The sequence below is a fragment of the Candidatus Vicinibacter proximus genome (genome assembly GCA_016713905.1).
Lineage (GTDB): Bacteria > Bacteroidota > Bacteroidia > Chitinophagales > Saprospiraceae > Vicinibacter > Vicinibacter proximus.
Genome location: JADJOE010000001.1, coordinates 202,979 through 223,898, shown reverse-complemented (window position 1 = coordinate 223,898; position 20,920 = coordinate 202,979). Strand labels below are relative to the sequence as shown.

At 36.4% G+C, this 20,920-nt stretch carries 17 protein-coding genes and 1 tRNA gene; 12 read left to right on the top strand and 6 right to left on the bottom strand.

Going from position 1 to position 20,920, the window contains the following annotated elements; translation table 11 throughout:
* Positions 1 to 31 precede the first annotated feature (31 nt).
* Entirely contained in the window at positions 32 to 1,126 is a 1,095-nt protein-coding gene (ddlA, locus tag IPJ83_00880) for a D-alanine--D-alanine ligase (GenBank protein ID MBK7879102.1), read from the top strand.
* 5 nt (positions 1,127 to 1,131) lie between these two features.
* Here the strand turns inward: ddlA and rsgA are convergent, their stop codons facing one another.
* The 5 genes from rsgA to IPJ83_00855 all read right to left on the bottom strand — a co-directional run bounded on the left by rsgA (position 1,132) and on the right by IPJ83_00855 (position 5,135).
* Complete coding sequence (rsgA, locus tag IPJ83_00875; protein MBK7879101.1) at positions 1,132 to 2,082, bottom strand: ribosome small subunit-dependent GTPase A; 951 nt, start codon at positions 2,080 to 2,082, stop codon at positions 1,132 to 1,134.
* Position 2,083: 1 nt separating this feature from the next.
* Positions 2,084 to 2,851 carry a geranylgeranylglyceryl/heptaprenylglyceryl phosphate synthase gene (locus IPJ83_00870; protein ID MBK7879100.1) on the bottom strand — a complete coding sequence of 256 codons (768 nt, stop codon included), beginning with the start codon at positions 2,849 to 2,851 and terminating at the stop codon, positions 2,084 to 2,086.
* A 23-nt stretch (positions 2,852 to 2,874) separates the two neighbouring features.
* Positions 2,875 to 3,501, bottom strand: a complete 627-nt coding sequence (locus IPJ83_00865; protein MBK7879099.1) for a redoxin domain-containing protein — start codon at positions 3,499 to 3,501, stop codon at positions 2,875 to 2,877.
* Positions 3,467 to 4,951 carry a cysteine--tRNA ligase gene (locus tag IPJ83_00860; GenBank protein MBK7879098.1) on the bottom strand — a complete coding sequence of 495 codons (1,485 nt, stop codon included), beginning with the start codon at positions 4,949 to 4,951 and terminating at the stop codon, positions 3,467 to 3,469. The genes IPJ83_00865 and IPJ83_00860 overlap by 35 nt, the downstream gene beginning before the upstream one ends.
* Before the next feature lie 111 nt (positions 4,952 to 5,062).
* A tRNA-Phe gene (locus tag IPJ83_00855) sits at positions 5,063 to 5,135 on the bottom strand.
* A gap of 88 nt (positions 5,136 to 5,223) precedes the next feature.
* Between IPJ83_00855 and IPJ83_00850 the strand changes: the two genes are divergently transcribed.
* The 11 genes from IPJ83_00850 (at position 5,224) to IPJ83_00800 (ending at position 17,607) form a co-directional block, all read left to right on the top strand.
* Positions 5,224 to 6,027, top strand: a complete 804-nt coding sequence (locus tag IPJ83_00850; GenBank protein MBK7879097.1) for a hypothetical protein — start codon at positions 5,224 to 5,226, stop codon at positions 6,025 to 6,027.
* A 484-nt stretch (positions 6,028 to 6,511) separates the two neighbouring features.
* Positions 6,512 to 7,513, top strand: coding sequence for a VWA domain-containing protein (locus IPJ83_00845; protein ID MBK7879096.1), 1,002 nt, complete (start codon positions 6,512 to 6,514; stop codon positions 7,511 to 7,513).
* A gap of 316 nt (positions 7,514 to 7,829) precedes the next feature.
* On the top strand, positions 7,830 to 8,633 hold the full coding sequence (locus IPJ83_00840) for a glycogen/starch synthase (GenBank protein ID MBK7879095.1): 804 nt from the start codon (positions 7,830 to 7,832) through the stop codon (positions 8,631 to 8,633).
* 16 nt (positions 8,634 to 8,649) lie between these two features.
* On the top strand, positions 8,650 to 10,032 hold the full coding sequence (locus IPJ83_00835; GenBank protein ID MBK7879094.1) for a DUF4270 family protein: 1,383 nt from the start codon (positions 8,650 to 8,652) through the stop codon (positions 10,030 to 10,032).
* A 29-nt stretch (positions 10,033 to 10,061) separates the two neighbouring features.
* Positions 10,062 to 11,903, top strand: a complete 1,842-nt coding sequence (glmS, locus tag IPJ83_00830; protein ID MBK7879093.1) for a glutamine--fructose-6-phosphate transaminase (isomerizing) — start codon at positions 10,062 to 10,064, stop codon at positions 11,901 to 11,903.
* Between the two features lie 11 nt (positions 11,904 to 11,914).
* Positions 11,915 to 12,592 carry a DUF4290 domain-containing protein gene (locus IPJ83_00825; protein ID MBK7879092.1) on the top strand — a complete coding sequence of 226 codons (678 nt, stop codon included), beginning with the start codon at positions 11,915 to 11,917 and terminating at the stop codon, positions 12,590 to 12,592.
* A 43-nt stretch (positions 12,593 to 12,635) separates the two neighbouring features.
* The gene (gene fabG, locus IPJ83_00820) at positions 12,636 to 13,382 is read left to right on the top strand and encodes a 3-oxoacyl-[acyl-carrier-protein] reductase (GenBank protein MBK7879091.1); all 747 of its coding nucleotides are present in this window, start codon (positions 12,636 to 12,638) and stop codon (positions 13,380 to 13,382) included.
* A 47-nt stretch (positions 13,383 to 13,429) separates the two neighbouring features.
* The gene (locus IPJ83_00815) at positions 13,430 to 13,885 is read left to right on the top strand and encodes a hypothetical protein (protein ID MBK7879090.1); all 456 of its coding nucleotides are present in this window, start codon (positions 13,430 to 13,432) and stop codon (positions 13,883 to 13,885) included.
* 101 nt (positions 13,886 to 13,986) lie between these two features.
* Positions 13,987 to 16,032, top strand: coding sequence for a phenylacetic acid degradation bifunctional protein PaaZ (gene paaZ, locus IPJ83_00810; GenBank protein MBK7879089.1), 2,046 nt, complete (start codon positions 13,987 to 13,989; stop codon positions 16,030 to 16,032).
* 18 nt (positions 16,033 to 16,050) lie between these two features.
* Entirely contained in the window at positions 16,051 to 17,058 is a 1,008-nt protein-coding gene (nadA, locus tag IPJ83_00805) for a quinolinate synthase NadA (GenBank protein ID MBK7879088.1), read from the top strand.
* A 36-nt stretch (positions 17,059 to 17,094) separates the two neighbouring features.
* Entirely contained in the window at positions 17,095 to 17,607 is a 513-nt protein-coding gene (locus IPJ83_00800; protein MBK7879087.1) for a histidine phosphatase family protein, read from the top strand.
* A gap of 409 nt (positions 17,608 to 18,016) precedes the next feature.
* Here the strand turns inward: IPJ83_00800 and fdhF are convergent, their stop codons facing one another.
* On the bottom strand, positions 18,017 to 20,761 hold the full coding sequence (gene fdhF, locus IPJ83_00795) for a formate dehydrogenase subunit alpha (protein ID MBK7879086.1): 2,745 nt from the start codon (positions 20,759 to 20,761) through the stop codon (positions 18,017 to 18,019).
* Positions 20,762 to 20,920 lie beyond the last annotated feature (159 nt).

Sequence of the window (20,920 nt, the reverse complement as noted above, 5' to 3'; positions counted from 1 at the left end):
AATAGTATTTTAAAACTTGATAAATTATTGAATGGAAAAAATTAATTTAGGAATTATCTGTGGTGGAAAATCAGCCGAGCATGAAATTTCCCTACGATCTGGGAGAAGCATTGTAGAGGCACTCGACAGAAATAAATACAATATCATTTTGATAATAATTGATAAAAATGGAAGGTGGTTTTTAAATCAAGAGCAACAATTTTTGTCTGGGGTAGAAAATTTGGAAAAGCTCGAAAATCCTAAAATTGATTCAGAAATAATGTTAGTCAAGCGGAATAATTTAATTTCTACAATAGATAAGAAAACTAACCAGAATCTTAATCATCTAGATGTTGTTTTCCCAATTTTACATGGAACATTTGGTGAAGATGGTACTGTTCAAGGGATGCTTAAAGCCTTGGATATCCCTTTTGTAGGGGTGGATATTCTGGCTTCAGCTGTAGGGATGGATAAAGATATTGCAAAGAGACTTTGGAGAGATTCGGGAATTGCAGTTGCAGATTTCATTTGTGTGCACAGGAAAAATAAAGATGAATTGAAATTTCAGGCGGTGGTAGAAAGACTAGGATTACCACTTTTTGTTAAACCCGCAAATGCCGGCTCTTCAGTTGGTGTGCATAAAGTTAATACCAATATAGAATTTGAATCTGCAATATCAGATGCATTTCAATACGATAAAAAAATTCTTATTGAAGAGGCAATTGAGGGTCGGGAGGTGGAGTGTGCGATTTTAGGAAATGAAAATCCAATGGCTTCGGTGGTAGGAGAAATTATTGCTCAGGCAGAATTTTATTCTTATGAGGCCAAGTACATTGATGCAGATGGAGCTAAGTTGGTTATCCCAGCATTAATATCCAAGGAGGAAGAGCACAACATTCAGGAAGCTGCAATAAAGGCATTTCAGATAATTGGATGCGAAGGTCTTGCCAGAGTTGATTTCTTTCTAAAACCAGATGGAACTGTTGTTATAAACGAAATCAATACTATGCCGGGCTTTACCAGTATAAGTATGTATCCAAAGTTATGGGAAGCCAGTGGTATTCCTTATGGCCAATTATTGGATAGACTTATTGAGTTAGCTATAGAGAGACACAGTAGAGATTCGAGGTTAAAAACCAGTTTTTAAGGACGTCAGAATTTTTTATTTCTTTCCCAGTAGTTTTGCGATTCGATTTCATCGATAAGGTTGATATAGTTTTGATACCTTTGAAATGAAATATGTCCGGATTCAATTGCCATTTTAACGGCACACTCGGGTTCATTTCTATGCGTGCATTTGGATCCAAATCGGCATCCAACCGAAGTTTCAAAAAACTCTTTGAAATTATGAGCGACATCCATTATTTCAAGATTATTAAAACTTAGTGATTTGATTCCAGGGGTGTCAATGACGCGCGAACCATCCTCAAGAATAAACATTTCAGCAAAGGTGGTTGTGTGTGTTCCTTTGCCACTTGAACTTGAAATATCAGAAGTTCTCAAACCAATACCAGGTTGTAAAACATTTAGCAAACTGCTTTTTCCAACACCTGATTGGCCAGCAACCAGGCAAGTTTTGCCAAGTAAATTTTTCTTTAATAATTCTATATTTTTTAATGTGACCGTGGATACCTCTAAAAGTCCGGCGGTTATATGTCTATATATAGATTTGCAATCTTCAAATAATTGAAATTCACTTTCTTTCCAAAGATCAGATTTATTAAAAACAATTAAAACAGGAATGTTTTGGGGCTCTGTTGTGATTAGGAATCGATCAATGAACCCTGGTTTGAAAGTAGGTTGAATTAAAGTGGTGACTAAGACTGCCAAATCAATATTAGCGGCAATTAAATGCAATTGATGTTTATTCTTTGGACTTTGGCGTACAATGTAATTTTTTCTCGGTTCAATTTTGTGGATAATACCCTGATTTTCACTTTCTGGTTCAAATTCGACAAAATCACCTACTCCAATTGGGTTGGAAAGATCTTTTTTCAATAATTTCATCTTACCGGCTGTGCGACAGCTGTATTTATTATTGGTTTCCTGGTCAATAAGTTCATACCAGCTGCCGGTTGAGCGAATTATAAGCCCCTTTTTCATATTACACCCTCCTAAGATCCAATGCGTTAATTTGTTTTACTGCTGCGCTAATTTCCCTGATGAGCTTTGGTTTTTCTTCAATCGCATTTCCTATAACAAGCACATCAGCACCAGCTTTTAACATTTCATAAGCTTGCTCACCAGATTTAATACCGCCTCCAACAATTAATGGCAGGTCACCTACTTCAGAGACTTTACTTATTTGTTGTAACGAAACACTTCGCTTGGCGCCACTACCTGCATCCATAAATAACAAATGAAAACCCAAAAACTGACAAGCTAAAGCTGTTGCAACAGCAATTTCAGTTTTATCATGAGGTATGGGCAAGGTTTGAGAAATATAACTAGCTGTATTGCTGGATCCGCCATCAATAAGCATGTACCCCGTTGAAATTACTTCTATTTTAGAGCTATGCAGCTTTGGAGCTACCTCAACATGTTTGCCAATTAGAAATTCCGGGTTTCTTCCCGAAACTAAAGAAAGAAAAAGTAACGCATCCGCCTGTACATTAATCTGAAACCCACTTCCAGGAAAAATTATGCTTGGGATGGTCGATTGTTCTCTAATAAGTTTAAGCACCTCATCCATCCGATCCTGCAATATAAGGCTTCCACCAATGAAAAAGTAATCAATTGAACATGCATTAGCCTCTAAAATAATGTCATCAATATTTTGCATTTTTTGATGATCAGGATCGATCAAAACAGCCATACTCCTTATACCCAGGCTTTTTTTCTTTAAAAGTTGATTGAGAATGTGTTTTTGCATATTTGCAAAGGTAGGTACAAAAACTATTCAGCGATTAAAACCCTTATGATGCTATCCATTTGCCAGTAATCTGAAATACATTTCTCATGGCCTATAATTGTGTCTTTATGAAACTCACCACCGGGATGGAGATGTCTGATTTTACCTTTTTTGTCTATTAAGAAACTCACAGAAGTAAAGGATTTTGGACCATCACTTAACCAGTAATTATTTAAATTATTCCAATCCGAATCAATGCCAATTGGGAAGACAAATTTCTTATCTCGGATAAATTTATAGATTTCATTTAAGTCAACATCCTGAGGAGCAGGCTTAGGGTGATACATTCCAATGACCAACAAACCTGAATCTCGAAAATTTATATTCCAGTCATTTAAACTTGGCGCTGAATGTGTACAATATTCGCAACCATCAGTCCACCATCGTAAAAGCACTACTTTTCCCAGCAGATTACTTATTTTTTGTTCAGGTCCATTCAGCCAAACAATATTTTCAAATTCGGGAGCATGGTGTCCCACATTATTTTGCTTTGGTGTGCATGATGCAAAAAACACAGGAAGGACAGAGAAAAGAGACTTATTCAGAAAGAAGAACAAAAGGAGCTTGTATGGAAGATCAATTTTTTTTCCAAGACGTACCATCTTTCCCATCCTTAAGCTGAATTCCTAAAGCAAGTAGGCTATCTCGTATTTTATCAGCTGAAGCCCAATCTTTTCTTTCCCGGATATCCTTACGGAGATCTATTATTAAATTCATCAGACCATTTGTAGTACTTCCATCTTCTATACTGTGTTCGTCCTGGAGTCCGAAAACATCAGAGATTAAGACTTTAAAATGATTTTTCATATTACGCCAAACATCCAGACCAATTTCATTTAACTTAATATGACCATCATTAAATGAATTGATCATAGTAGCCAATTCAAATAATGAAGCTAAAGCATTTGGAACATTGAAATCATCATCCATATACATGAGACTTTGATCAATTATGCTTAATATCTCCTGGTCTCTTACTCCTGAAGCGGGCAGATCAGGATTTAAATTAGTCACTAAATTAAAAGCATCCATTAATCTTTTATACCCCTTTTCAGCTGCCTGCAGAGCTTCATCGGTAATATCCAACGGGCTCCGATAATGTGCCTGGAGCATAAAAAACTTAATAGCCATTGGTGAATAAGCTTTACTAATATGTTCACTGTTTCCACTAAATAACTCCTGTGGACTAATAGTATTGCCGTCACTTTTGGACATCTTTTTTCCATTTAATAGGAGCATATTGGTATGCAACCAATAATTTGCCGGTGGATGACCGCACGACCCCATACTTTGTGCTATTTCATTCTCATGATGAGGAAATTTTAAGTCATTGCCACCTCCATGAATGTCGAAGGTCTCACCCAAGTACTTGGTACTCATGGCAGAACATTCCAAATGCCATCCGGGAAATCCAATTGACCAAGGTGATTCCCAGCGCATAATATGTTCCTCTGAAGCTTTAATCCATAGAGCAAAATCGGCCGGGTGATTTTTTTCATCTTGATTTTTCAGATTGTCTCTGGATTCAGCCACTAATTCCTCCACTATTCGACCACTTAATTGTCCATAAGGATAACCCTCTTTAATAAATTTTGGCGTATCAAAATATACCGAGCCATTTTTCAGATAAGCGAATCCTCTGGAAAGTATATCCTCGGTCATTTTTATTTGTTCGATTATGTGGCCAGTAGCCCTAGGCTCAATACTTGGAGAAAGGTTGTTAAAAATTTTCATCATTTCATGGAATCCATTGGTGTACTTCTGGGAAACTTCCATGGGTTCTAATTGCTCCAATCTGGCACCTTTTGCCATTCGATCTTCCCCATTATCCAACAAATGGCCTACATCTGTAATGTTTCTCACATAGCGGACCTTAAATCCGGCATAGAGCAGATACCTGTAGATAATGTCAAACGAAGTAAAGGTCCTACAATTACCTAGGTGTACGTCATTATAAACTGTTGGTCCACAAACATACATTCCTATTCTTCCTTCAACAATAGGTTTAAAAGTCTCTTTTTCTCTTGAAAGGCTGTTATAAATTGTGATAGAACGACTCATATTACAAAGATAAAGATTGAGATTCAAGGAGATGTATTTTCAATTTAGATTAACATCTAACTCTTAAATAAATAAAAAATCCTGCCTTTAATAGGCAGGATTCCATTTTTGTGGTACCTCCAGGAATCGAACCAGGGACACACGGATTTTCAGTCCGTTGCTCTACCAACTGAGCTAAGGTACCTTCCACACCTTAGTTAAAATGACTAAGGGGACGCAAATATAGAGTTTTTTGAATTAATTTTACCCGTGCGCTAAATTTTCGCAACAAGATGCCATATAGATATTTTCTTCTTCCAGTCTTGGTTATTACAGTTGTTTACTTTTTTTGGAGCTATAGTAGTTCTGAACCAAATGCTTATATATTAATTCCCCTTGTAGTGCTTGGCGTTGGAATTTTTATTTTTCAGAATCAAATAAATGATTTTTGGTATGATAAATTTAGAATTGACCTAGATTCTGCAGAAAAAAAATGGCTTTTAGAATATTGTCCATCCATCCAAGAAATGAATGAAAATGCAAGATCAGACTTTTTTCAACTATTGGCTAAGACAGTTAGTTATCATGAATTTATACCAATGGGGCCAGAAAAAATACATGAAGAGATTAAGTGGATGGTTTTGATCCCGGCAGTTCAATTAAGGATAATCCAATTCAAGGATTTATATAAAAGATTTACCAGAACAGCCTTGTATGCTCACCCTTTTATGACACCTCAACAAGATTGGGTTCATGTTTCGGAACATAATTATGAAGACGGCTTATTGATCTTATCTATAGAACAATTGAAATTGTCTTTTTTCGCTCCTAACCAGTATTTTAATCCCGCATTATATGAATGGTCATGCATTCTTGTTGAATTTAAGGGAATCCATTTTGAAGGTTGTGAAGAATTCGTTTTGGAATTGGCCAATACCTTATGTCCACAAGGTTATGAAGGCATAAAAAGTTGGTTGGGTCAGGATCAAATAAATTCTTCCGCTTTAGTATTATATTCTATAGTAAATAAGCCAAAATCTTTAGTTGCTTCACATCCAGAGTGGATCGAACAATTTAATAAATTATATTCTGCCTGATATTTTAATTTACCACATAATGAAATTTTGAAAAGTAGCAGTTCAAGTTCATTCATCTTAACCATAAATATTTTACTTGCTATAATTTTTGATTTAATACCATGTATTTATTAGTTGAACTCACCAATAATTTATTACTGATATTTTAAATTAGAGAGAAACGTGCATATCTTTTTTAAAGAAACTACTAAACATTCATTTTGTACAGATAAGAGGTTGTTTGTTAGATTATATAAATGGTTAAAGCAGAAAAATGGGGAAAACCTTAACCAAACACAATTTTTCCTTTGTTAAAAGTTGAAGTATAAGTTAAATGAATTAACCATTTTTGAAATCTATTGCATTGTATTAGGAAATGTGGAATAGTCTAAATTTTATTATTGTTTGATAATTATACAACACTATGCATAATCGGTGGACCATGGTCTTGGGTAAACAGGGGTTGAAGGATGATGAAGTAAATCTTTCTATTGAGGAAAAAGCCATGGAAGAATTATTAACCCAAGTTTATTCTGTGGAAAGAGCTGCTGGGATAGGAAAAACTCAGCATAGTATCAAGCGATGGTTAGATGGTATAAGGACATATTTTCCACCTGGGGTAATTAGATTATTGCAACAAGATGCACTAGAGCGACAGGGAGTTAAGGAAATGCTTCTTGAGCCTGAACTCCTCGAGAAAATTGAACCAAACATTAATATGGTTGCAACGATATTAACGTTACAAGAATTACTTCCGGATAAAACGAAAGCGGTAGCAAAGATATTAATTAGAAAGTTGGTTGAGGAAACTTCAAAAAAGTTGAAACCAAAACTTTCGAATGCAATTCAATCAGCATTAACGGGAAGAAGTAAGGCGATCAATCCTCAGCATGCAAAGATTGATTGGAAAAGAACTATTGGATCAAATTTAAAGCATTACCAAAAAAGCAGTAAAAGGGTAATTCCTGAAAGGTGGTATGGTTATCATAAAGGAAACCAATTGCCAGAAATTGTTTTATTGATTGATAAGAGCGAATCCATGATCAACAGCGCAATTTACGCAAGTATAATAGGATCAATATTGGTTTCCTTAAAAAGTATTAAAACACATTTAATTTTTTTTGATACCTCAATCACAGATGTATCAGGATTATATAAAGATCCAGTGGATATTTTGTTCAGCGTACCAATGGGGGGAGGAACAGATATCGGATTGGCTTTAAATTACGTACATCAAAAAATAAAAAGTCATTCAAAGACCATACTATTTCTAATTTCTGATCTTGACGATGGAGGGAAACACAAAGACCTGTTTGGGATTTGTAGTGTCCTTCTTCAACTCGGATTAAAAATGCATTGTATACTTGCGCTTGATGATGAAGGCAAACCTGATTATAATGTATCTGTAGGTCAAAAGCTTGCTAACATGGGTCTTCCAGTGTTTAGTTGCGCTCCAAGTGAATTTCCTGAGATTCTTGCAAAGGAAATAAACAAAATTAGCAGTTAAGCCAAATTTTTAAAAAAGGTGTTTTTGCAAATTTTTGAAATCATTCAGATGGAGACTTAAACTTAGAAAATTAAACTCTCTATGCACCAATTCTTAATTCATATAGAAAATTTTATTATTCAGAAAATATAAATAGCTCTTAGAACCATTTTCAAGCATTAATTATTAAAAAACAAGATCAGAGTTCTTTAGTCTACGTAACTATTTCGTTGTTTTCCAGATAATTAGGTCAATTATATAGTGAAGACATTAGACTTTATGCTTAAAATGTTGTACTTTTGCACTCCGTTTTTGGATATTGCATGTTAATCAAACCATGAGTAAAAACAGAGTTTTATACATAACACAAGAAATGGACCCCTATTTAGATCAGGATGGTATAGGTTCACTGATTCAAAAGCTGCCAGCCTTTGCGCAAGACAGTGGAATGGAAATCAGGATTTTAATGCCAAGATTTGGGACGATAAATGAGAGAAGACATCGTCTTCATGAAGTGGTTAGGCTTAGTGGGATGAACATCATAATCGACGACGATGACTATGCACTCATTATTAAGGTCGCCTCACTTCCTGGATCTCGTATTCAAGTTTACTTTTTGGATAACGATGAATTTTTTAAAAGAAAGTTTGTTTTCGAAGATGAAAGTGGCCAACCATTTGAGGATAATCAGGATCGGATGATCTTTTTCTGTAAGGGGGCAATAGAGACAGTTAAAAAGTTTGGGTGGGCTCCGGATGTAGTTCACTGTCATGGATGGATGACTAGTTTGATTCCTTTTTATCTTAAAACTGTGTATAAAAATGATCCTGTGTTTAAGCAATCCAAAGTAGTTTTCTCATTGTATGAAAAAAGCCTGGAATCAAATTTTAATGATGAATTCTTTAAAAAAGCAGCAATTAACAATTTGAAAGCTGATCAACTTAGTCCATTTAAAAATGGAACGGGAATTACTTTACAGAAGGGGGCAATACAGTTTGCAGATGGAATCATCCAGGGCACCCAAGAAATTTCAGAAAATCTAAGGCTGGCAGTTGAAAGTTTGAATAAGCCATTTATTGAAACACCGGCAGAAAATTATTTACCAGACTATATTGATTTTTATAAGACTATTTTATCCTAGACATCGTTATTGTCACATGAATCTAAGTATTTTTAAGACTTTCAAAATTGTTAGAATTGGGTATTACATTGTGTTTTCTACCTTGGTAATATTGAGTTTTGATTCTTGTGATAAAAATGAGACTCTAGGAAATGGATTAATTTCCGATGAATGGGTTAATGCGAAAGGTGTAGACACGTTCAATTTTAGCGTTAAGCCATATCAGCAAGATTCCTTATTAACGGCTTATGCCGGTCTGCCTGGCACATTTTTACTTGGTAAAATGAATGACCCAATTTTTGGTAAAGTTGAGGCAGAATTTTACAGCCAAATACGTTTTATCCCAACCAAGGAGAGAAGTTTTTTATCCAATAAAATAGATTCAATTGTCATGAGTATACGATATGACACGGTTGAATTTTATGGTGATCCGTTAAAACATCAAAAAATTGAGGTATTTCAATTAGATGAACCTTTAAATCAAAGGACAAAATATTATTCCGATTTTAAGGCAAAATTAAAGCCAACACGTTTGGGTATTTTGGATCAATTTGTGCCAAATCGAAGTGATTCTGTAAAGGTTACCCAAAATAATGTGACTACCGCATTTTATCCGCAATTAAGGATTCCATTAGATACAGCTGTGTTTATGGATATACTTCGCAAGATGCCGGATACTGCATTTACAAATGTGGATAGTTTTATATACCTATTTCCCGGTATTGGATTAGTGGCAAGTCAGGATGCTTCAATGATGGCGTTAAATCCAGGTAACAGCGACAGCAGAATCACGATTTACTATCAAATAAACGACACAACTCAAGGACAATTTGTGTTCAATATGGGGGATTTCGCTGTTAAAGCACCGCATATCAAGGTTGACAATTCAACTGCTCCTGCCGGATCTTTTATAAGTGGTCAAACAACTGGTGACAGCCTTATTTTTATACAAGGCATGAGTGGAGGGGATGCCAGGCTTCAAATTTCGTATGATTCTAATTGGGCAAATAAATTTTTAAATTTTGCTGTTCTTGAATTCTTTGTAGCTGAACTTCCAGGAGATAATTTAAGTTGGTTTAAACCATCAGGCTTATTATTTTTACAGGACTTAAGTTCAGGAAAAGAAGAAGATATTAGGGACTATACCATTGGAAGAAATTTATCAAGAGACTTGACCAATTTAAGCCAATATTTGTCCCTATGTGGGGGAAATCCTGTAACTGTTACCGAAAATGGTGTTAATATTTACAGATACAGGTTTAATATTTCTGCACATTTTCAAAAAACCATTAGGGAGAAGAAAGGGTTGGATTTACTTATTACTCCTCTATACAAAACTGAGTCAGCACAAAGAGTAGTTCTGTATGGGAACAAACACTCAAAATATCCAGCGAAACTCAGGCTTGTATACTCAGAATAAACACAAAACACATTATATTTACACTTAATATGTGTGGAATAATTGCTTATATTGGAACAAAAGAAGCCTATCCTATTCTTATAGAAGGCTTGCAAAGGCTGGAATACAGAGGATATGACAGTGCAGGAATTGCCATTCTTGATGGAGAGATTAAGGTTTTTAAAAAGAAGGGAAAAGTTCAGGAACTGGTTGATTTTACAAAGGATAATCACCCTAAGGGAACCCTTGGAATGGGGCACACCCGTTGGGCAACACATGGCAAACCAGATGACATAAATGCGCATCCCCACTCTTCCGGTTCGGGTAAATTATCCATTATTCACAATGGAATCATTGAAAATTATGCAACCATTAAAGAGGCACTTAGAAGACTGGGACATCAATTCCAAAGTGAAACAGATACTGAGGTATTAGTGCATTTGATAGAAGAAATTCAACAAAGGGAGTCCCTTAGTTTGGGCGATGCAGTTAGGAAGGCACTTACTAAGGTTATAGGTGCCTATGCGATTGTTGTTATGGATAAAGACCAACCAGATGTTATAGTTGGCGCCCGGAAGTCTAGTCCTTTGGTGGTAGGTATTGGAGACCATGAATATTTTTTAGCATCGGATGCTTCACCAATAATTCAATATACCAATAAGGTAATTTATTTGAATGATGAAGAGGTTGTAGAAATTAGCAGGCTTAATGGAATTGAGGTGACCACAATAACCAATGAGGTCATTCAGGAGCCAATCATTCATGAATTGGATATGAGTATAGATCAGCTTGAAAAAAGCGGATTTGCTCATTTTATGTTAAAGGAAATCTACCAACAACCACAAACAATATCAGATTGTATGAGGGGACGCCTGAGTGCCATAGAGGGCTGGGCAAGATTGGGTGGTTTGGAAGAACATTCGAATAAAATTGCGAATGCAAAAAGGATAATTATCGCTGCATGTGGAACCAGCTGGCACTCTGCGCTTATAGGCGAATACATCATTGAAGAGTTGGCAAGAATACCAGTAGAGGTAGAATATGCTTCGGAATTCAGATATCGAAATCCCATTTTGGGCCCACAGGATGTAGTCATTGTCATCTCTCAATCGGGTGAAACTGCAGACACATTGGCTGCGGCTGAACTGGCCAAAGAAAAGGGAGCCCTAGTTTATGGAGTTGTTAATGTGGTAGGATCTACCATCGCTCGATTGACCCATGGTGGTTCTTATATACACTGTGGCCCCGAGATAGGTGTTGCTTCTACTAAGGCATTTACTGGTCAGGTTACATTATTATCGTTGATGGCCATCGTTCTGGGGCATAAAAATGGTTCACTAAGTAATTCATATTATCACCAGTTAATTGCCGAGTTGGCCCAAATTCCTGAAAAAGTTTCCCAGGTACTTTATGCCAACGATGATATAACCAGACTGGCCGAAAAATTCAAGAATACGAATAATGCTCTTTATCTAGGCAGAGGATATAATTTTCCAGTAGCTCTAGAGGGAGCACTTAAATTAAAAGAGATCTCTTATATACATGCAGAAGGTTACCCAGCTGCAGAGATGAAACATGGACCAATAGCACTTATTGATGAGAATATGCCCGTTATAGTAATAGCAACCAATAAAAGTGCGTATGAAAAAATCGTTTCCAATATAATGGAGGTAAAAGCCCGAAAGGGTGTAGTTATTGCCATTGTTGCAAGCGGCGATCACGAAATTAAAAAAATCGCAGATTTTTGTATTGAAATTCCAGCTACTATAGAGCCCCTAACTCCGTTACTTTCAGTAATACCACTTCAACTTTTATCTTATCATATTGCAGTTTTGAGAGGTTGTGATGTGGATCAACCAAGAAACCTTGCCAAATCAGTAACTGTAGAATAAAGAAATTAATTATGCAAGATGTGAATTTTGTTTATAACACCTCCCTAGACGAGCTCATAATGCCAGAATATGGGCGAATGGTTCAAGACTTAGTTCTTCATTGTAAAGCAATAGAAGATCCAAAATATCGTCAATCATTTGCTGAAACAGTAATTGAGCTCATGCAGATTATGACTCCATATAACAGGAATTTTGAAGAACATCGAAAAAAACTATGGCATCATTTTTTCCGCATAGCTCAATATAAAATTGATGTTATTCCTCCTACTGGCATTATTCCAACACCTGAAAACGATATCATTGTTCCTGAAAAAATTGAGTACCCTGGAGCTCTGGAAAGAAACCGTCATTATGGTAATTATGTAAATGCCATGATCCAAAAGGCAGTTACCTTAGAGGACCCCAAAAAGAAGATGGCATTTGCTGTGATCATTGCCAGTTATATGAAAATGGCTTTTAAAAACTGGAACAAGGAACATTACGTCAGTGATGAAATCATTAAAGAGGATTTGTTTAATATGAGTAAGGGGATCCTGGAAATTCCCGAAGAGACTATTCTTGAAGTGGCGACAAACTATACCAGACACCAAAAAATCAGGCCCAATAATTATAAGGGTGGAGGGAAGAACCAAAAACACTACAATAAACCTAGAAATAAAAGCAATTTCAAAAGTCGAAGACCCCAATAGTATTAAAATGAAAATTTATTTCTAATACCTTCAAAAAATAAGTATGTGTAAAGTTCCCGGCAAAATTTCCCTAGTTACTGGTGGCAGTAGGGGCATTGGTTCGGCAATTGTTGAAAAGCTTGCCAAAAATGGATCCAATGTCGCTTTTACATATTTGAGTTCTCCAGACAAAGCACAAGAACTGATTTCACGATTGGAAATGTATCCAGTTAAAATTAAGGCTTACGCTTCAGATGCGTCTAATTATCAGGCAAGTAAAGACTTGATTACCCAAGTGGTTGCTGATTTTGGAGGCTTGGATATTTTAGTGAACAATGCTGGAATAACTAAGGACAATCTTCTTATGAGAATGACAGAAGAGCAATGGGATCAGGTTATGAATGTAAATCTTAAATCTACATTTAACCTAACCAAATTTGCAGTTACTCAAATGATGAGACAACGAAGTGGAAGCATTATTAATATTACTTCAGTTGTGGGCATGTTTGGTAATGCTGGTCAAGCAAATTATGCCGCTTCAAAAGCAGGGATGATTGGATTTACCAAATCAGTAGCAAAAGAAGTTGCCAGCAGAAATATAAGATGTAATGCAATCGCTCCTGGTTTTATTGAGACAGAGATGACACACGTTCTGGATGAAAAAACCAAAGAAAATTTCCTTAAAAATATACCTCTTGGTAGATTAGCTCAGGCTTCAGAGGTAGCTGATGTAGTGACATTTTTAGCATCTGATCAATCAAGTTATGTAACAGGTCAGGTGATCAGTGTATGTGGTGGGCTTAACATGTAAGTTTTTTGCCTCATAATAAGATTATAGCTAGTCTCATAGTTAGATTTATGAATAAAGAAGCATTTTTACGAAATGAATTTTCCAAACATTTAAGAGGACTTTCACCAATCCTGAAAGGGAAATGGGGAGTTATGAACGCTCATGAAATGGTTGAGCATATGATTAGTTCTTTCAGGGTTGCAAATGGGAAAATCAGGCATAAAGAAATTATTACACCTATAGAAAAATTGGATAAAATGCAGGCATTTATAATGTCTGATATTCCTTTTAAAGAAAACACCAATAACATTTTATTGGGGGATCGTCCCGAACCAATTGAACATTTAAATTATGAAGATGCTATTCTAGAGTTAGAAAAGGAGATCATAGATATGTTTGAAGTTTACGAAGAGAAACCAGATTTAAGGATTCGTAACCCTATTTTTGGAGATTTAAATTTCGAGCAAAACCTAGCCTTGCTTTACAAACATGCTCTTCATCACTTGAAGCAATTTGGTATTTAGATATAATTAGGGCTTCCTAAGTTTGTTATTTTAAAAGGAATTTTTGTATTGGACTGAATTGCGGTCCATTTATATTTGTCGCATAATTAAATTTAAGTTAGATGAAACTGAAAAACTACAGTCTGGGTAAATGGATTGAAGGCGATGGAGAAGGAATCCCATTGATTAATGCAGTAAATGATGAAATAATATCCTATGCAAGCTCAGATGGATTGGATTTTAGTGCAATATTGAATTATGCCAGAACATACGGTGGACCCGCATTAAGAAAAATGACCTTTCAAGAAAGAGGAAGGATGTTAAAGGCGTTAGCCCTTTATCTGACAAATAAAAAAGCCGACTACTATTCAGTAAGTTATAAAACGGGTGCGACTAAAGCGGATAGCTGGATAGACATTGATGGAGGAATAGGCACTTTGTTTGCTTATGCTAGTTTGCGACGCAAGTTGCCTAACCAATCATTCTGTTTGGATGGAGAAGTAGCCCCATTGTCAAAGTCAAATACATTTATTGGTCATCATTTATTGGTACCGAAAGAGGGTGTAGCCATCCATATAAATGCCTTTAACTTTCCTGTTTGGGGTATGTTGGAAAAAATATCGGTGAACTTGCTTGCCGGTATGCCAGCGGTGGTTAAACCTGCTACAGTGAGTTGTTATCTGGCAGAAGTTGTGGTAAAAGATATTATAGCTTCCGGAATTTTACCAGAAGGGGCATTACAATTGATTTGTGGTTCTGCAAGAAATTTATTAGACTTTGTCACCAGTCAAGATGTAGTCACTTTTACAGGATCTGCTTCGACAGGTAGAATGTTGCGGTCCAACCGTAAAATGATTGAAGAATCTGTACCTTTTAATATGGAAGCTGATTCTTTGAATTGTTCTGTTTTAGGTATAGATGCGAAACCAGGAACTCCGGATTTTGATATTTTTATCAAGGAAGTACATCGTGAAATGACCGCTAAGTGTGGACAAAAATGTACGGCAATACGACGACTTATCATTCCTGAATCTTATATAGAAGATGTTAAGAATGCCCTTGGACAAAGACTTTCAAAAACTGTGATAGGGGATCCCCATAAAGAAGAAGTTAGAATGGGGGCATTAGTCGGAAAGACACAAATGATTGAAGTCAAAGAAAAAGTTGCAGACCTTTCAAAATTAACTCCTATTGTTTACGGTGATTTGCACAGTGTTAATTTGGTAGGCGTGGATTCAAATTCAGGTTCATTTATGTCTCCAATATTAATGTTGAATGAGCGACCTTTTGATTACCTACAGTCACATGAAGTGGAGGTATTTGGTCCTGTCAGTACTTTGATTCCATATAAGGACATAGAGGAGGCTATTTCAATTTCTAAGTTAGGAAAAGGATCGCTTGTAAGCTCAATCATAACTTCAAATTCGGAGATTGCATCAAAATATGTGATTGGTTCAGCTGCTTACCATGGAAGAATATTGGTGTTGAACGAGTCATGTGCAAAAGAAAGTACAGGTCATGGATCACCAATGCCCTTGTTGGTTCACGGGGGGCCTGGTCGGGCAGGAGGAGGAGAAGAGATGGGTGGACTTCGCGGTATCAAGCATTTTATGCAAAGAACAGCCATACAGGGATCGCCGAGTATGTTAACCTCCATCAGCAAGGTATTTCAAACTGGAGCAGAGACCTTTGAAAGTGAAATTCATTTATTCAGGAAACATTTTGAAGAATTACAAATAGGGGATTCCTGGATTACTGCAAAACACACGGTGACTGAAGCTGATATTACCAATTTTGCGAATCTTAGTGGCGATCACTTTTATGCACATATGGACATTACCTCTTTAGAGGGAACTATTTTTACCGGAAGAGTAGCACATGGATATTATATTTTGTCAAAGGCAGCAGGCATGTTTGTGGATGCAAAGAAGGGTCCGGTTCTACTCAATTACGGAATTGACGAATGTCGTTTTATAAAACCAGTCTATCCGGGAATGACGATAGGTGTAAAATTAATTGTAAAAGAAAAAATAGAGCAGGAGAAAAAAAGTGAAGAAGATATTGCGAAGGGAATTGTAAAGTGGGTAGTTGATGTTTATGATGAAACAGGAGAGTCAGTTGCTATTGCAACGATACTGACAATGGTAAAGAAAAAGGAAAATAATTAACCTTGCAAAAAAGCAAACATGATAAATTTAAATGTTGCGCAACAGGATTTATATGTTAATGGATTTCTAGATGTAGAATTAGATCCAGAAATGGATTTATTTGAAGAAATTAGAAAGCTCAAGAAAGAGAAGAATGCTGTCATTCTCGCGCATTATTATCAAGATTCGGACATCCAGGATATTGCAGATTTTGTTGGAGATAGTTTGCAATTGTCACAAGAGGCTGCCAGGACAAAGGCTGATATGATTGCTTTTGCTGGCGTACATTTTATGGCAGAAACTGCAAAAATTTTATCCCCTCAAAAAAAAGTGGTTATACCGGATTTAAAAGCCGGATGCTCTTTATCAGATTCATGTCCTGCACCTGTTTTTGCAAAATTCAAGGAAAAATTTCCAGACCATATCGTTGTAAGTTATGTGAATTGTACTGCAGAACTAAAAACTTTGACAGACATCTGTTGCACATCTTCTAATGCAAAACATATTATCAACAGCATTCCAAAGGATAAAGGGATCATTTTCGCACCGGATAAAAATCTTGGTGCCTATTTAGAGAAAGAGACCGGTCGAAAAATGATATTGTGGAATGGTGCATGTATGGTTCATGAAATATTTTCACACGAGAAAATAGTAAAACTGAAACATCAACATCCAGAAGCAAAGATTATAGCGCACCCAGAGTGTGAAGAAATTGTTTTAAAGCTTGCTGATTATATTGGATCGACAAGTGGTTTGTTGAAATTTGTACAACAAGATTCTTGTAAAACCTTCATTGTGGCAACCGAAGCCGGGATCCTTCATCAGATGCATAAGGCTTGCCCTGAAAAAGTTTTTATTCCAGCCCCACCAAATAATCTTTGTGCTTGTAACGAGTGCCCACATATGAAACGAAATACATTGGAAAAACTGTATTTATGTATGAAATATGAACTTCCAGAAGTGACATTATCCGAACAAGTTATCAGAGATGCAAGGTCATCGATTGACCGAATGCTTGATATCAGTGCACAAGTTGGATTAAAATAGAATGGAAAGATCTAACTTTAAATCAACCTTGTAAATTTGAAAATTAAGTTAAGCGTATGTACTTCTATCCTTTTAATATTTTACTCCTGCACTCCGTCAACAAATATTTATTTGGTAAGGCATGCGGAAAAATTAAATCAGGAAAGAGAAAGTCCACTATCAGAAGCTGGCAAATTGCGGGTAATGGAACTAACCAGTATTATGCAATCAAAGAAAATTGATCATATATATTCCAGTGATTACTTAAGGACCACAGAAACCGTAAAACCATTGGCTATAATATTGCACAAAGAAATTGAATTATATAAAACTGATTCAACCAGTCTAATTTTGTTGTCCAATAAATTATCTGCCTCTAAAGGAAAAAACTTTCTGGTGGTTGGACATTCAAACACACTTCTGCTCATGATTAAACAGCTTACTAATAAAAATGTAAGTATAAAAGACGATGAATATGACAAGTTATTTAAAATTACTTTCAAATACGGGAAGACTCAGAGGGTTAATTTAAAAACCAAACAATTTGGAAATTCAAATAAAAGGCAATGAATTGTGGATTGGTAATTTGACCTCTCTTAATGGGTGTTCAATAGATCTCCATCCTAAATTAAGAGGATTTTTTATAGAAAGTTTTGCAATCAAATCGGAAGATCTATTATCAATCCCTTCAGAACTGATGAAATAATTTACTGTCTCTAATTATTGATTCTTACTTTTTAGTATGAGTTTTTTTTTGCAGGGAAAGAGCAATAATTTTTTTTAACTAAGATTGTGAAAACAAAGGTACCTATCTGAATAAATTTTAAACGGTACAGCCTTAACAAAAAACAATCTAGAATCAATAGCTGAAATTCTAGGTACTTTTTATATTAAACTTTCAGTGGATCTATTCTTTCTTCCAATAAGTCAATCAGACAATATTCAGGAGAACTTACTTTAGATTTTATAAGTAGCTAGATTATAATTTTTTTATTCTGCATGAAACTACTTTATACTCCGGGCACATGGCTATTTCATCGCTCACATCAGAAGTCACGACATTTAGCATGAGTTCAGGAAAGTGAAATGTAGTGCTTAAAATACCTGGTTTGACTTCATCAGTGATATGTGCCTTAATGGTTATATTCCCTCTTGCTGATTCCAAAAACACCATATCCTCTTCAAGAATATTTAACCTTTTTCCATCAATGGGATTAATCATCAAAATGTCTTCTGTAATAATATTTGCATTTCCAGTTCTGCGTGTCATTGTTCCGGCGTTGTAATGTTCCAATACGCGGTTGGTGGTTAGTATAAATGGAAATTCATCCGCATGGTTCAATATTTCAGGACTTTCAACATAACCTTTGAAAACGAATTTTCCTTTTCCACGTTTGAATTCATCTTTGTGAAGAATTTTTGTGTCCGTTCCATCAGGGAGGACGGGCCATTGTTTTCCATTGGCACCTAATTCATCCCACTTTACACCAGCAAAGAATGGGACAATTTGGCTAATTTCTTCCAGCAAATTTTTAGCTGAGTAATCTGGTTGTGAATAGCCCATTCTGTTCATGATGTCGACAACTATTTGGCCATCAACTTTTGCTTCACCAATTGGCTTTACCACTTGATTAACCCGTTGGATTCTTCGTTCCCCATTAGTAAAAGTTCCTTCTTTTTCTAAGAAAGATGCTCCGGGTAAGACCACATGAGCATATTTTGCAGTTTCGGTCATAAAAAGTTCCTGAACGACTAATAGTTCCAGAGATTCAAGTGCTTTTATTACTTTGTGAGTATTTGGATCTGATTGCGCCATGTCTTCACCCATGACCCAAAGTGCTTTAAAATCTCCTGCAATTGCTGCATTGTACATTTCAGGAATTTTTAACCCAATTTCCTGAGGCATTTCTGCCCCATAAAATTTGGAATACTTATCTCTTATTTCAGGTTGGGTTAGATCAAGATAGCCAGCTCCCTGATAAGGTTGGACGCCCATATCTGCCATACCTTGAACATTGTTCTGACCTCTTAAAGGGTTAACACCGACCCCTCTTCTTCCTATGTTTCCCGTTATCATAGCAAGATCTGCGATCAACATGACTGTATATGTACCTTGATAATGTTCAGTTACACCAAGCCCATGGAATGACATGGCATTACCTGCAGATGCATAAGCGATAGCTGCTTCACGGGCCTGTTCTCTTGGCACCCCAGAGACAGTCTCTAATTCATCCAAATTTAAATTGAGGATGTTTTCTTTGAAATCTTCAAAACCTTCTGTTCTGGTATCTATAAAATCTTTAGCAACCAAACCTTCCTTGATAATGTAATACAGCATCATGTTAAGTACAGCAACATTTGTCCCAGGCCTCAACTGAAGGTGATGAGTAGCCAATCTGGCAATCTCTGTTCGACGTGGATCAATAACAATGGTTGTTTTACCTTTTAAAGCATGTTGTCTCAATTTTGATCCAGTAACTGGGTGCCCGTCAGTTGGATTTGCCCCAATAACCATAATTGCATTGGTATATTTCAGATCTTCAATGGAGTTAGTAGCAGCTCCAGTTCCAAAAGTCCTTTGCATTCCAAGCGCTGTAGGAGAGTGGCATACTCTTGCGCACCCATCAATATTATTTGTTCCAATAACAGCCCGGATGAATTTCTGCATCAGGTAGTTCTCTTCATTGGTACACCTTGCAGAGGAGATACCACCTATGGCATCTGGTCCATATTTACTTTTAACTTCGTTTAATTTTTTAGCAATAAAGTCATAAGCTTCTTCCCAACTCACCCTTTCCAATTCCCCTTTTTTTCGAATCATTGGATATTGAAGCCGTTCCGGATGTTTATAGAATTTAAAGGCATACCGACCCTTGAGACAGGTGTGTCCACTGTTTACTTCGGCATTATAAGGTGCCTGAATACTCAGGATTTCCCCATTTTTTACACTAACTTCCAGGTTACAACCAACTCCACAATAAGTACAAATGGTCCTAACTTTATCCTGCCCCACAAGAGCTTTGGATTGAAAAACATCAGAAATAGCAGAAGTTGGGCATGCTTGGGCACATGCTCCACAGCTTACGCAATCTGAATCAAAGAAACTTTCGTTTTTGCCTTTGATGATCTGGCTGTCGAAACCGCGACCCATAACACTCAGTACAAGTTGTCCCTGTACTTCATCGCAAGCTCTGACGCATCTATAACACATTATACATTTTGAAAGATCAGAAGTCATATAGGGATGACTTAGGTCTTTCTGGCGATCGAGGTGATTCTTTCCTTCCGGGTATCTGACTTTTCGGATACCTACCCTGGCAGCTGTGTCCTGCAATTCACAATTTCCGTTCACCTCGCAAGTCAAGCAATCTAAGGGATGGTCTGTCAGAACCAACTCTATGATATTTTTTCTCAGTTTTTGGATGGACTCAGTTTCTGTAAAAATGATCATATTCTCCTCCACCGGGGTATGGCAAGAAGCAACAGTTCTCAACCCTCCATTTCCTGGTCGGCCTACCTCCACACTACAAACCCTGCAAGAGCCAAAAGTTTCCAGATTGGGGGCATCACAAAGAGTTGGCACATAATCCTTCCCAAAATGTCGCCGAATAAAAGAAAGAATTGTCTCACCTTCAATTAAAGTGTAAGACTTTCCATTTATTTCGGCAGTCTTGGTTCTTATTTCGGTAGTTTGAAATTCAGTTAATAAGCTTGGAAATTTCATAAGCTATATTATTTGGAGATAAAAATACATTAAAATAGGCTTGTTCGGAGCACAAATAAGATAAATACTGTTAAAGCCTGAAAGTTTATCAGTTAACATTAGAATTAGATAGATTAATAAACCGATGGCTAATTCAAAGAACCGACTGACGAAAGTAAA

Bases quoted from the DNA above. Each gene is read 5' to 3' on its own strand.
- ddlA (MBK7879102.1), top strand. From the start codon at position 32: ATGGAAAAAATTAATTTAGGAATTATCTGTGGTGGAAAATCAGCCGAG.
- rsgA (MBK7879101.1), bottom strand. From the start codon at position 2,082: ATGAAAAAGGGGCTTATAATTCGCTCAACCGGCAGCTGGTATGAACTT.
- IPJ83_00870 (MBK7879100.1), bottom strand. From the start codon at position 2,851: ATGCAAAAACACATTCTCAATCAACTTTTAAAGAAAAAAAGCCTGGGT.
- IPJ83_00865 (MBK7879099.1), bottom strand. From the start codon at position 3,501: ATGGGAAAGATGGTACGTCTTGGAAAAAAAATTGATCTTCCATACAAG.
- IPJ83_00860 (MBK7879098.1), bottom strand. From the start codon at position 4,951: ATGAGTCGTTCTATCACAATTTATAACAGCCTTTCAAGAGAAAAAGAG.
- IPJ83_00850 (MBK7879097.1), top strand. From the start codon at position 5,224: ATGCCATATAGATATTTTCTTCTTCCAGTCTTGGTTATTACAGTTGTT.
- IPJ83_00845 (MBK7879096.1), top strand. From the start codon at position 6,512: ATGGAAGAATTATTAACCCAAGTTTATTCTGTGGAAAGAGCTGCTGGG.
- IPJ83_00840 (MBK7879095.1), top strand. From the start codon at position 7,830: ATGAGTAAAAACAGAGTTTTATACATAACACAAGAAATGGACCCCTAT.
- IPJ83_00835 (MBK7879094.1), top strand. From the start codon at position 8,650: ATGAATCTAAGTATTTTTAAGACTTTCAAAATTGTTAGAATTGGGTAT.
- glmS (MBK7879093.1), top strand. From the start codon at position 10,062: ATGTGTGGAATAATTGCTTATATTGGAACAAAAGAAGCCTATCCTATT.
- IPJ83_00825 (MBK7879092.1), top strand. From the start codon at position 11,915: ATGCAAGATGTGAATTTTGTTTATAACACCTCCCTAGACGAGCTCATA.
- fabG (MBK7879091.1), top strand. From the start codon at position 12,636: ATGTGTAAAGTTCCCGGCAAAATTTCCCTAGTTACTGGTGGCAGTAGG.
- IPJ83_00815 (MBK7879090.1), top strand. From the start codon at position 13,430: ATGAATAAAGAAGCATTTTTACGAAATGAATTTTCCAAACATTTAAGA.
- paaZ (MBK7879089.1), top strand. From the start codon at position 13,987: ATGAAACTGAAAAACTACAGTCTGGGTAAATGGATTGAAGGCGATGGA.
- nadA (MBK7879088.1), top strand. From the start codon at position 16,051: ATGATAAATTTAAATGTTGCGCAACAGGATTTATATGTTAATGGATTT.
- fdhF (MBK7879086.1), bottom strand. From the start codon at position 20,761: ATGAAATTTCCAAGCTTATTAACTGAATTTCAAACTACCGAAATAAGA.